We start from the raw sequence: 12,418 nt of genomic DNA, 5'->3' as shown, positions 1-12,418 counted from the left end.
TCAGCCCTGAGGTCGCCAAGCCCGGATCGGTGCGGCCGACCTGGCGGCCTGCTCGACCTTCGCGCGGTAGGCCGCACGGGCCTCCTCGTCGATCCGCCTCTCGTGTTCGGCGCGCACCCCGGTGCGGCCGTCGAGGCCCTCGCGCAGGATGTCGGCGTGCCCGGCATGCCGGTTGGACTCGCCGAGGACATGGACCATGACGGCGAACAGGTTCGTGTTGGGACAAGGCTCCGGCCACCACGGCACGTGGCCGGGCGCGTCGAGGGGAAGCTCGTTGATCGTCGCGTCCGAGTGGTGCCACGTGCGCCGGTAGAACCCGATGATCTGATCGCGGGTCTCGTCCTCGGCCGCCCACTGATCGCTGCCGTCGTGGTCCTGCCACCGGCACAGCGGTTCCGGGGAAGGGCGGTCGAAGACCTCGCCGAAGTACCTGGCCTCGACGGTGGCCATGTGCTTGACCAGACCGAGGAGGTTGGTCCCGGTCGCTGTCAGAGGCCGGCGGGCGTCGTATTCGGACAAGCCGTCGAGTTTCCAGAGCAGTGCCTCGCGGTCCCGCCGCAGTCTCCCGCGCAGGTTGTCTTTCGCGAATTCATCGATCATGCGGCAGGTACCTTCCATGGGCTGTTCGTGGTCTCAAGATCCCGTATGCGGTCCGCGACGCCAGGTGAGAATCCAGCCGGCGGTGAGCAGCGCCGCGCCGCCTGCCAGGGCGATGGCGCCGCCCGTTCCGATGCCTGCGGCCACCGAGCCGAAGCAGGCCGGCCCGACGCCCTGCAGCGTCATGCTGCCGGAGCCGAGCAGACCGAAGGCCTGGCCCTGGCCATCCTTCGGCAGGGCGTCCAGGAACGGCCGTTGCAGGCCGAGACCGTAGGCCAGTCCGAAGCCGCAGAGCAGCAGCAGACAGGACGAGACGCCCACTCCGGGTTCGGTGGCGAAGCCGACCAGCGGCAGTCCCGTCAGCGCGATCAACGGCACGACCAGTCGCTCCCGGGTGGGTGGCCGTAGCAGTCGACCCACCAGCAGGTCGCCGACAAGCATGCCGACCGGCAGACAGCCCATCAGCACCGCGTACCAGCCCGGTGCGAAGTGGTGTCCTCCCGCGTAGGCGACGATCAGGCCTTCCGCGCCCGCTACGAACGCGGGCGGCAGCCACTGGGCCAGCATCAGTCGTCGTACCGTGGGTCCGCGCAGCAGCAGGCCGGCACCGTGCAGGCTTGCCCGGACGGCGCCGCCGTCGTCCCGAGCGCCGCCGGGTGTGCCGCCGGACTCTCCCGGCTCCAGCCGGGGTAGCCGGATGCGGATGGCGAGCGCGCAGCCGAGGTAGAGGGCGGCGCTCACCGCGAGCGCCTTGTGCGGGCCGAGTGCCGCGACGACCGCACCTCCCAGCGCCAGACCGAACAACTGCGCGCCGGAGGAGGCGAGGTTGTTCAGGGAACAGCCCAGTACGTAGGCGTCGCCCTTCAGCCAGTGTGCGACCAGCCGACTCGACGCGCCGCCGAACACCGGTGTGGCGAGGGCGACCAGCGCCACGACACCGAGGCTTGCCGCGATCGGCATCCGCACCAGGGCGAGCAGCAGGGCGGCGGCGCACTCCAAGGCGTAGCCGCCGACGATGAGAGCGCGGGGCGGCAGTCGGTCGGCCAGTGAGCCCAGCAGCAGCGAGCCGAACAACTGCGGGAGAAAGCCGATGCCGAAGGCCAGTGCGCTGAGCAGCGCGGAGCCGGTGGTCGCGAAGACCAGCACCGAGAACGTGGTGATCCGCAGCGAGCCCGCGGTGATCGCGACGGCGCGGGTCGAGAAGAGCAGCCGGAACCGCGGCTCGGCCAGCACCTCCCGGTAGGTGGCACGCTGGTTGCCGTGCGCGGGTTCGACGGTGGGGATCATGACGCCCAGCCTCACCGTGCGCCGAGGCCACCCACCAATGATTCGTCGCTGGACGAATCTGATCAGACGTCCGGCGTTAGCATCGCAGGGTGCTCCGCTTCGAAGTCTCCGTCGAGGACCTGCTGCGCAGCCGCTTCGCACTGTCGCCCGCGCTGGACCTCTGCCTACTGCTGCGCTCGCTCGCCGGCCACGACCGGCCGCTGCCGCGAGCCTGGTCCGCCCGGCTCCTGCCGGTCTTTGAACGGCTTCGCCGCGAGACCGAACTGGACGCCGCCCTCGCCCTGCAGACCCCGCGATCCGGGCCGGACTTCGTCGCCCCGCCCCCGCGCGGCCTCAACCAGACCTGGGCGGACGACCTGGCCATGATCCGGGCCACACCGCTGGAGGCGGCCCGCCGCGATTTCGCCACCACCGCGACCGGCCCGTCCGCCCATGACCGCCGCGTACGCGCGGTGCTGGACTCCACGGACGCCGTCTCCAGGATCGCCGAGGCGATGGACCAGGCGTGGCACGAGCTGCTGGCCGCGGACTGGCCGCAACTGCGCGCGATCTGTGAGCGCGATGTCGTGCACCGGGTGGGTGTGATCGGCGAACAGGGATGGGCCACGGCCATCGAGAGTCTGCACCCGAGCATCGCCTGGCGCGCCGGCGATATCGAGATCGGCTTCTTCCCTCCGGTCGGAAACGTCCCCCTCGCCGGCGACGGGCTCCTGCTGATCCCGTCGGTCTTCGTCGCGAACATCGCCGCCCACCTGGAAACCCCCTGGCCCAGGACCTTGGTCTATCGTGCCCGCGGCACCGCCGCCCTGTGGGGCGAACAGGCGACCGTCCCCCAGCACGACGCACTGACCGCTCTGGTCGGCCGGGCCCGAGCCCGGCTGCTGTTGGCGCTGGACGCCCCGGCCAGTACCAGCCACCTCGCCCGAAGCCTCGCCATGGCACCCGGCGCGGTGGGAGACCACCTCGCCATCCTGCGAGGCGCGGGGCTGCTCGTCCGCGCCCGGTCCGGACGGTCGGTGCTCTACCGCCGGACCCCGCTCGGCGAGGCGCTGGTCGCCGGTTCGGGCTGAGGGCTCGGATCAGCACTGCGCTCCGAGGCGCCGCCGGCAGACGACGCGTGTTCACACCGACGGTCGGTCGATCCCCAACACCTCGGCCGCCCAGTCCAGTTGGCGGCGTACGTGCACCGCGTCGCCGCCCTCGTGGCCGTTGAACGGGTAGGGGTGGATCTCCTTGCGTGGGCCGGCGCCCGACAGTTCCGCGTAGCGGTTGAAGGCGCCGTACGCCCCGCTCGGTGGGCACACCGTGTCGCGCAGGCCGATCCCGAAGTGGGCCGGGGCATGGGCGCGCCGGGCGAAGGAGATCCCCTCCATGTGGGCGAGCGTGTCGTAGGCGGCCCGCTCGGCGCCCCGGTGCACGGAGAGGTACGCGGTGATCTCGCCGTAGGGCGCGGCGTCGGTGAGGTCGAGTGCGCGCCGGATGCTGCACAGGAACGGGGCGGTGACCAGGAGCGCGGCGAGGCCGGGGACGAGTCCCGCGACGGCCAGGGCGAGCCCGCCGCCCTGGCTGTTGCCGACCGCCGCGATCCGGGCGCCGTCCACGCCGGGAAGCGCGCGCACCGCCTCGACCGCGCGTACCGCGTCCGTGATCAGACGCCGGTAGTGGTGGTCCCGGGGTGAGAGCAGACCGCGTACCGCCGGACCCGGGCCGCCCGGTGCCGTGGCGTGCGGGTCCGGGGTGGCGCCGCCGTTGCCGTACTGGTCGCCCTGGCCCCTGTTGTCCATCAGCAGATGCGCGTAGCCGGCGTTCGCCCAGGTCAGCCGCTCGTGCGGAAGGCCGCGGCCACGCCCGTAGCCGGCGTACTCGACCACGGCGGGCAGTGGCTCGCCCGCCCCGGCCGGTCTGCTGAACCAGGCCCGCACCGGGTCGCCGGCGAATCCCCGGAAGGTCACGTCCCAGGTCTCGATGAGCCGCAGGCCCGTCTCGACCGGCTCGCACGCCACCAACACCTCGTACTCGTCCGCCTCCTTGAGGGTGTCGTGCCAGAACTCGTCGAAGTCGGCGGGCTCCTGGAGGTCCGGGCGGTAGCGCTCCAGGTCCGTCAAGGGCAGGTCGAACGCGGGCAACATGACCTCCGATTGTTGCGGCATAACATCAGAATGTTTCGCTTGTCCCTGACTCCTCCGGGTCGCGGCCTCCTCAACTGACCTTCCTGTCAGTCCCATTGACAGCCATTACACCCGCCCCTAACCTCGCCGCAAAGTTGCCGGTACGACTCCGAAACTTTCGGTGCCACCGGGAGGCCACCTGCATGAGCACCTCCACCACCTCGGCTCCACCGCCCGGCACAAAGGAGCCGCCGCCGACCAAGGCCCCACCCCGCCGCGGGCGGCGCGCGACGCGCATCGGCTGGCGCCGGGCGCTGCGCCGGGACTGGCAGTTGTACTCGCTCGCCGTGCTGCCGCTGCTGTTCTTCCTGGTCTTCCGCTATCTGCCGATGATCGGCAACGTCATCGCCTTCCGCCGCTTCGAACCGGGCGGCTCGATCTTCGGCGAGCAGTGGGTGGGCCTGCGCTATGTCGAGATGTTCCTCAGCGACCCCACCTTCTGGCAGGTGTTCCGCAACACCCTGTGGCTCGGCGGACTCACGCTCGTCTTCTGCTTCCCGATCCCGATCGTGCTCGCCCTGCTGCTGAACGAGGTGCGCAGACGTTCGCTGAAACGGTTCGTGCAGTCGGTGTCGTATCTGCCGCACTTCCTGTCCATCGTGATCGTCGCCGGTATCACGATGCAGATGCTCGCCACCGACGGCCCGGTCAACCACGTCCTCGGCTGGTTCGGGCAGGACCCGATCCGGTTCATCCAGGAACCCGAGTGGTTCCGGACCATCTACGTCGGTTCGGAGATCTGGCAGACCGCCGGCTGGGGCACGATCCTCTACCTCGCCGCGCTCACCACCATCGACGAGGACCTCTACGAGGCCGCCCGCATCGACGGCGCCAACCGCTGGCAGCAGATCTGGCACGTCACGCTGCCCGGCATCCGCCCCACCATGATCACGCTGCTGATCCTCAACGTCGGCACCTTCCTGGCCGTCGGCTTCGAGAAGGTCCTGCTGCTCTACAACCCGCTGACCTACCCGAAGGCCGACGTGATCTCGACCTACCTCTACCGCGCGGGCGTCGAGTCCAACAGCTTCAGCTACGCCGCCGCCATCGGTCTCTTCGAAGCGATCATCGGGCTGGTGCTGATCACGTCCGCCAACCAGCTCTCGCGCCGCACAGTGGGGACCAGCCTGTGGTGAAGCCGAGCCGCTCCTACCGCGTATTCCAGGGCGTCAACGGCGTCGTCCTCACCCTCGTCGTGATCGTCACCCTGTACCCGTTCGCCAACATCGTCGCCCGCTCGTTCAGCGCGGAACGGCAGATCCGGGCCGGTGAGGTCACGCTGTGGCCCGAGGGGTTCAACCTCACCACGTACAAGATCGTGTTCCAGGACTCCATGTTCTGGCGGAACTACGGCAACACCGTGCTGTACACGGTCGTCGCGACCGCCGTCGCCATGGTCCTGACCACCTGTTACGCCTACGTCCTGTCGAAGAAGCACCTCAAGGGACGCGGCGTCCTGGTCGGGGTCGCCGTCTTCACCATGTTCTTCACCGGCGGCCTGATCCCCAACTACGTCCTGGTCACCAGCCTCGGCCTGAAGAACAGCGTCTGGGCCATAGCGCTCCCCAACGCCATCAGCGTCTTCAACCTGCTGGTGATGAAGGCCTTCTTCGAGAGCCTGCCGACCGAACTGGAGGAGGCCGCCCAGATCGACGGGCTCAGCACGTACGGGATCCTGCTGCGGATCGTGCTGCCGCTGTCCAAGGCGGTCGTCGCGACCATGGTGCTGTTCTACTCGGTGTCGTTCTGGAACTCCTGGTTCAGCGCCTTCCTCTACATGGACAAGTCCGAGCTGATGCCGGTCACGGTCTATCTGCGCAACCTCATCTCCGGCGCCACCACGGGCGGCAACGCGGGCGCCGCCGACGCCCAGCTCAGCCAGGTCGGGGCGAACATCCAGGCGGTCACCATCGTGCTGACCTCGCTGCCCATCCTCTGTGTCTATCCGTTCGTCCAGCGCTACTTCGTCTCGGGCGTGATGCTCGGCGCCGTCAAGGGCTAACCCAAAGGAGCAACTGTGAAGAACACAGGACAGCTGTCACGGCGTCAGATCCTCGCCGCCGCCGGTTTCATCGGCCTCGCCACCCTCACCGGCTGCGGCAGCGGTGACGACGGCGCCGACTCCAAGGACCTGTCGAAGAAGAGGGACGGCGCCATGAAGGAGTACCGCGCCGGCCAGCAGTTCAAGGCGACCAAGGCGCTCTCCTTCTCGGTGCTGCACAACGACAACCCGGTCTACCCGATGAAGAAGAACTGGCTGTTCTGGAAGGAGCTCACCAAGCGCACCGGCGTCACCTTCGAACCCGTCGCCGTCCCCCTGGTCGACTACGAGAAGAAGCGCAGCGTCCTCATCGGCTCGGGCGACGCCCCGTTCCTGATCCCCAAGACGTACCACCCCTCCGAGGTCGCGTTCGTCTCGTCGGGCGCGATCCTCCCGGTCAGCGACTACACGCACCTCATGCCCAACTTCCAGGACAAGGTCAAGCGCTGGAAGCTGGAGCCGGAACTCGACTCGATCCGGCAGTCCGACGGCAAGTTCTATCTGCTGCCCGGCCTGCACGAGAAGCCCAGATCCGGCTACTCGCTGGCGCTGCGCACCGACGTCCTCGAACGGCTCGGACTGAGCGCGCCCACCACCTGGGACGAGGTGTACGACGTCTTCAAGGCGGTGAAGGAGGAGTACCCGGACCGCTACCCGTTCTCCGACCGCTGGAGCAAGAACACGCCCTACCCGGCCGCCGCCCTCTTCAGCTACCTCGGCCAGGCCTACGGTGTCCGGGCCGGATGGACGTACGACAACATCAGCTGGGACGCGAACACGCGGAAGTTCGTCTTCACCGGGGCGACCGACGCCTTCCGGCAGATGATCGAGTACGTGCGCAAGCTTGTCGCCGAGAAGCTGGTGGACCCGGAGAGCTTCACCCAGACCGACGACGAGGCCGCGCAGAAGCTGCTCGGTGAGAAGTCCTTCGCGATCAGCGCCAACCCGCAGGTACTGGTGCAGGAATACCGGTACAACCTTCAGAAGCAGGTCAAGGGCGCGAAGATCGAGATGATCCCGGTGCCGCTCGGCCCCGCCGGTCCCGTGGTGCTGGGCGGCGTCCGGCTGGAGAACGGCGTCATGATCTCCAGCGAGGCCCTCAAGAGCGACGGCTTCGTCGCGATGATGCAGTTCGTGGACTGGCTGTGGTACTCGGACGAGGGCCAGCGGTTCGCACGCTGGGGCGTCGAGGGCGTCACCTACACCCGCTCCGGGGGCCAGTACAAGGCCGAGCCCGGCATCAGCCTCATGGGCTCCGACCCGGACGCCCCGAAGGACATGCAGAAGGACTACGGCTTCTACAACGGCGTCTTCGCCTACGGCGGCAGCTGGGAACTCGTCTCCTCCATGTTCAGCCCCGACGAGAAGAAGTTCCAGGACGCCATGTCCCAGCGCGAACAGACGCCCATCGCCCCGGCCCACCCGCTGCAGTCCTTCGAGCAGGAACAGGCGTCCCTGTGGGAGACGCCGCTCAGGGACCACGTCACCCAGAACACCCTCAAGTTCGTCCTCGGCAAACGCCCCATGTCCGAATGGGACGCGTACCTCGCCGAGCTGAAGGCGAAGAACATGCAGAAGTTCGTCGACCTGCACAACACGGCGTACGAACGCTTCAAGAAGGAGAACGGGTGAGCGGCGACGCCCCCGCGGCCGACTTCGGCACCGGAGCCCTCTCCCGGGCCGCCGCCCTGATCCACACCCTGGTCGCCGTCGAGGCCCTGCTGCTCCTGGCCGCCGCACCCGGACTCGTCGGCCTGCTCCTCCTCGGCCCCGACCCGGCCAACCTGCCCCTGGCCGCCGTATGCCTGCTCCCGCTCGGCCCGGCCCTGTCCGCCGCCCTGTACGCCCTGCACCACCGCAGCCGCGACCTCACCGAACTGCACCCGGCGCGGGCGTTCGCACGCGGCTGGCGGCTCAACGCCCTCCCGGCCCTGAAGCTCTGGGCGCCCCTCCTCGCCTGGCTGACGGTCATCGCCTTCACCCTGACCCACTTCTCCGCGACCGGCCTGCCCGGCTGGTGGGCCGTGTTGCTCGCGGCCATAGGTTGCGCCTCCCTCCTGTGGGGCGCGCACATGTTGCTTCTCACCTCCCTCTTCACCTTCCGTGCCCGCGACACCGCCCGCCTCGCCGGGTACTTCCTCTTCCGGCACGCCCGCGCCACCCTCGGCGCCGCCTCCCTGCTCGTCCTCGTGGCCGCTTCGACCGCCCTGCTGACCGAGGCCCTGCCCGCCCTGCTGGCCGCCCCGCTGCTGCTCTCCCTGCTGCACAGCGGCCGCCCGGTGATCGCCGAGACCGAGGAGGACTTCACGGCATGACAGCGCCGCGCACCCCGAAGATCCCGTACGGCGGCGACTACAACCCCGAGCAGTGGCCCGAGCCGGTCTGGGACGACGACCACCGCCTCTTCACACAGGCCGGCATCGACACCCTGACGGTCGGCGTCTTCTCCTGGTCCCTCACCCAACCCGCCCCCGACACCTACGACTTCACGTTCCTCGACCGCGTCCTGGACCGCGCCGCCGCCGAGCACCGCCAGGTCTGCCTGGCCACCGGCACCGCCGCGCTCCCGCCCTGGCTCGCGAAACGGCACCCGGAGGTCAACCGCACCGACTTCGAGGGCCGCCGCCACCGCTACGGCCAGCGCCACAACTTCTGCCCCAGCTCACCGGCGTACCGCGACCACGCCACGGCCATGGCGGCCCGCCTCGCCGAACGCTACGCGGACCACCCGGCGCTCCTGGCCTGGCACATCAACAACGAGTACGGCGGCGCCTGCTACTGCGACCTGTGCGCCGAGGCCTTCCGGGCATGGCTGGAAGACAGGTACGGTACCCTCGACGCCCTCAACGACGCCTGGTGGGCGACCTTCTGGTCCCACCGCTACACCGACTTCGGCGAGATCGAACCCCCGAGCGCCCTCACCGAGCACTGGCGCGGTCCCGACCACACCGCCTTCCAGGGCATCACCCTCGACTACCTCCGCTTCACCACCGACGCCCTCCTCGGCTGCTTCCTCGCCGAGAAGGAGGTGATCCGCGCCCATGACCGGACAACGCCCGTCACCACCAACTTCATGGGCATGTTTCGCCCCCTCGACTACCACCGCTGGGCACCCCATCTCGACTTCGCCTCCTGGGACAGCTACCCGCCCCTGGACGCCCCGCCGACCTGGCCCGCCCTCGCCCACGACCTGATGCGCGGCCTGAAGGACGGCGCCCCCTTCTGGCTGATGGAGCAGACCCCGTCCACGACTGCCTGCCGTGACGTCAACCCCCTGCGCAGACCTGGTGAGTTGAGGCTCGTCACCTTCCAGGCCGTCGCCCACGGCGCCGACGCCGCCCTCTACTTCCAGATGCGCGCCTCACGCGGCGCCTGCGAGAAGTACCACGGCGCGGTGATCGGCCACGCGGGCCGGGACGACACCCGGGTCTTCCGTGAAGTGGCCGAACTGGGAGGTGAGTTGGAGGCTCTCGGCGACGCCACCCTCGGCGCCCGCACCCCGGCCCGCACCGCCCTGCTCTTCGACTGGGACAGCTGGTGGGCGCTGGAGATCTCCGACGGTCCGTCCCGGTTGGTCAAGTACCAGGAGGTGGTCCACGCCTACTACCGGGCCGCGCGCGAGGCCGGCGCGGACGTGGACGTCGTCCCGGTCACGGCCGACCTCACGGCGTACGACGTGGTGCTCGCGCCGGTCCTGCACATGGTCAAAGGGGGCTTGGCACGGCGCCTGGAAGCCGTGGCCGCACGTGGCGGAACCGTCCTGACGACCTTCCTGTCCGGCCGCGTCGACGCACACGACCGGGCGTTCCTGGCCGATGTGCCCGGACCGCTCGCGTCCCTCATGGGCGTCCGCGTCGACGAGTGGGACTCCCGGCCACGTGACTTCGTCCAGACCGTCCAGCTGGGCGACCTCACCTGCGAGGCCCGTCTGCTCTTCGAGATCGTGCTGCCACAAGGCGCCACCGAGCCGGTCGGCACCTACGGCACGGACTTCTACGCCGGCACCCCGGCCGTGACCCGGCACGCCTACGGCAAGGGCGAGGGCTGGTACGTCGGCACCGCCCTCGACCAACCCGGAGTCGACCGGGTCGTCCGCCGGATCCTCGCCCGCCATGACCTGCTCGGCCCCTACAGCGGCCACCCGGCGCTGGAGACCGCCACCCGGGTCGCCCCCGACGGCACCCGCCTCCTCTTCCTCCTCAACCACGCCCCCGAACCGGCCCACCTCTGCGCCCACACCACCGCCACGGACCTGCTGACCGGCAAGCGGTTCGAGGAGGGCGAGCCACTGACCCTCGACCCGTTGGGCACACTGATCCTCCGCAGTCAGTAGATGCGCCGCCCATGTGCGTCGGCCACACCCGACTTACGGAAGAAGTAGCTGTTGATCTGATCGCGCCACTCGCGGGCACTGCGGAGCTGCTCCTCGAACCGCTCCGCCACCCGCGCGTGGCGCGCCGGGTCCACGAGGTCCGACAGCCCCTGCCACACCCGCTGGGCCGCCTCCACCTCTTCCACACCCTCGAAGTGGGTGTCGTACATGTGCTGGATCACCGTCTTCCCGCTGCGGAGTACGTGGTCGTACGACACGTGGTGGAAGAACAGCAACAGCTCGTCGGGGCAGGTGGTGGGTGATTCGTACACCTCGGCCCACGGCTTGGCGTACTGCCCCGCGTACCCGGTACCGGTCGCCACGCTCCGGTCCACCCCGATGCCGTCGCGGTCGGCGAAGTGGTAGGTGCCCCAGGGGCTGTACTCGTAGCCGTCCACGCTAGGCCCGTAATGGTGGTCGGGCTGTACCATCCAGCCCACGCCGAGCGGCGCGGTGTACTTCTCGTACGTCCGCCACGAGTGGGCCAGCACCGCGTAAACGCCCGCCTCCAGCCGCGCGCTCTCCTCGGACCTCCGGGGAGTGAAGGTCAGCCTGATCCACTCGTCCAGAAGCCGGTAGGGATTCGCGTCCGGCTGCCAGGCCAGCCGCCCGAAGGTGTACAGGTTCGCCTGGGCCAGCGGATGCCCGGTCCAGAACGGGTCGTCACCGACGTTGGACACGGCGACGAGACCGCCGCGCGCCAACTCGCCCACGGGAGCTCCCTCCTCGGGCCGGAACCGCAGCACCTCGCTCCACATCGGGCCCAGCCAGCACACATGCCGCTGCTGCCCGGTGTACTCCTGCGTGGCCTGCGTCTCCACCGCGAGCCTGGTGCGCGGCATCGCGCCGATCAGCGGGGACACCGGCTCGCGGACCTGGAAGTCCATCGGGCCGTGCTTGACCTGGAGGATCACGTTCGGAGCGAACTGTCCGTCCAGCGGCACGAAATGGTCGTACGCGGCACGCGCCCGGTCCGTCGTACGGTCCCGCCAGTCCTGACGGTGGTCGTAGACGAACGCCCGCCAGTGCACGGTGCCGTTGTACGGGGTGAGTGCGCCGGCCAGCAGGTTCGCGCCGTCCGCGTGACTGCGGCCGTACGCGAACGGTCCCGGCTGCCCCTCCGAGTCGGCCTTCACCACATATCCCCCGAAGCCGGGTATCGCTTCGTACACCCGCGAGGTCGCCTCGGACCACCACGCCTGCACCGCCTCGTCCAGCGGATCGGCGGTCGGCAGCCCGCCGAGCACCATCGGAGCGGCGAAGGTGACCGACAGATGCGTGCGGATCCCGTACCGTCCCAACTCACGTGAGATGTCGGCGACTTCGTCGATCCGGTCCGTGAGCAGATGGGCTTCGGTCTTGTGCACGTTGACGTTGTTCACCGTGACGGCGTTGATCCCGCACGCCGCGAGCAGCCTGCCGTAGGCCCGCACCCGCCCCAGCAGCTCACCGCGCGCCCGGCCGTCCTCCCAGAACAGCGACCCGCCGGCGTAACCCCGTTCCACCTGGCCCATGACCGGGTGCACGGCCACGTTGTCCCAGTGATCCAGCATCCGCAGGTCCAGCGCCGGTGCGTGACGTTCCCGCTGTCGCTGCCCGAGGAACGCGGACTCGCCGAGCCGTACGACATGGAACAGGCCGTACAGCAGCCCACGTTGGCCGGACGCGGTGACCGTCGTGCAGCCGCCGTTCCGTTCGCAGGTGAAGGCCTCCGGGGAGTCCTCGCCGGCCAGCTCCAGGACGAGGTCGAACGGCCCGGGGGCCGCGTCGCGCTCGACGCGGCCCCCGAACCGCTCACAGGCCCCTGCCACTTCGCCGTGCACGGTGTCCACCAGCGGACCCGCGCCACGGATCAGTGTCCGCCGGGTGCCGATGGGTCGGAACGCTTCGTCCGGCAGCCAGGCCGGATCGACATCCCGTACCGGATCGACACCCTGCATGAGACCTCAACTC

The 12,418-nt window shown here is 69.6% G+C and carries 10 protein-coding genes; 6 read left to right on the top strand and 4 right to left on the bottom strand.

What is annotated here, in order from left to right; genetic code table 11:
• Window positions 1-600 (bottom strand): DinB family protein, encoded by a 600-nt coding sequence (locus L0P92_RS06870; protein WP_234761617.1) that lies wholly within the window; start codon window positions 598-600, stop codon window positions 1-3.
• Window positions 601-633: 33 nt separating this feature from the next.
• The gene (locus tag L0P92_RS06865) at window positions 634-1,884 is read right to left on the bottom strand and encodes an MFS transporter (RefSeq protein ID WP_234761616.1); all 1,251 of its coding nucleotides are present in this window, start codon (window positions 1,882-1,884) and stop codon (window positions 634-636) included.
• Between the two features lie 89 nt (window positions 1,885-1,973).
• Between L0P92_RS06865 and L0P92_RS06860 the strand changes: the two genes are divergently transcribed.
• Window positions 1,974-2,954, top strand: coding sequence for a winged helix-turn-helix domain-containing protein (locus L0P92_RS06860; protein ID WP_234761615.1), 981 nt, complete (start codon window positions 1,974-1,976; stop codon window positions 2,952-2,954).
• 51 nt (window positions 2,955-3,005) lie between these two features.
• On the opposite strand, the gene L0P92_RS06855 is transcribed toward L0P92_RS06860, so the two are convergent.
• A complete protein-coding gene (locus L0P92_RS06855; RefSeq protein ID WP_234761646.1) occupies window positions 3,006-4,010 on the bottom strand; it encodes an acetylxylan esterase in 1,005 nt (334 codons plus the stop codon).
• 185 nt (window positions 4,011-4,195) lie between these two features.
• On the opposite strand from L0P92_RS06855, the gene L0P92_RS06850 reads away from it, so the two are divergent.
• Genes L0P92_RS06850 through L0P92_RS06830 form a run of 5 tightly spaced genes read left to right on the top strand, consistent with a single transcriptional unit; the run spans window position 4,196 to window position 10,426 of the window.
• On the top strand, window positions 4,196-5,188 hold the full coding sequence (locus L0P92_RS06850; protein WP_234761614.1) for an ABC transporter permease: 993 nt from the start codon (window positions 4,196-4,198) through the stop codon (window positions 5,186-5,188).
• Entirely contained in the window at window positions 5,182-6,054 is an 873-nt protein-coding gene (locus L0P92_RS06845) for a carbohydrate ABC transporter permease (RefSeq protein WP_234761613.1), read from the top strand. The genes L0P92_RS06850 and L0P92_RS06845 overlap by 7 nt, the downstream gene beginning before the upstream one ends.
• A gap of 15 nt (window positions 6,055-6,069) precedes the next feature.
• Window positions 6,070-7,725 carry an ABC transporter substrate-binding protein gene (locus L0P92_RS06840; RefSeq protein WP_234761612.1) on the top strand — a complete coding sequence of 552 codons (1,656 nt, stop codon included), beginning with the start codon at window positions 6,070-6,072 and terminating at the stop codon, window positions 7,723-7,725.
• The gene (locus L0P92_RS06835) at window positions 7,722-8,408 is read left to right on the top strand and encodes a hypothetical protein (protein ID WP_234761611.1); all 687 of its coding nucleotides are present in this window, start codon (window positions 7,722-7,724) and stop codon (window positions 8,406-8,408) included. The genes L0P92_RS06840 and L0P92_RS06835 overlap by 4 nt, the downstream gene beginning before the upstream one ends.
• Complete coding sequence (locus L0P92_RS06830; protein ID WP_234761610.1) at window positions 8,405-10,426, top strand: beta-galactosidase; 2,022 nt, start codon at window positions 8,405-8,407, stop codon at window positions 10,424-10,426. The genes L0P92_RS06835 and L0P92_RS06830 overlap by 4 nt, the downstream gene beginning before the upstream one ends.
• On the opposite strand, the gene L0P92_RS06825 is transcribed toward L0P92_RS06830, so the two are convergent.
• A complete protein-coding gene (locus L0P92_RS06825; protein WP_234761609.1) occupies window positions 10,420-12,405 on the bottom strand; it encodes an alpha-glucuronidase in 1,986 nt (661 codons plus the stop codon). The genes L0P92_RS06830 and L0P92_RS06825 overlap by 7 nt on opposite strands.
• Between the last annotated feature and the right edge of the window lie 13 nt (window positions 12,406-12,418).

Source organism: Streptomyces muensis (assembly GCF_021474425.1).
Classification (GTDB): Bacteria; Actinomycetota; Actinomycetes; order Streptomycetales; family Streptomycetaceae; genus Streptomyces; species Streptomyces muensis.
Note: the sequence above shows the minus strand (reverse complement) of the source record. Positions and strands in the feature narration are given on the sequence as shown.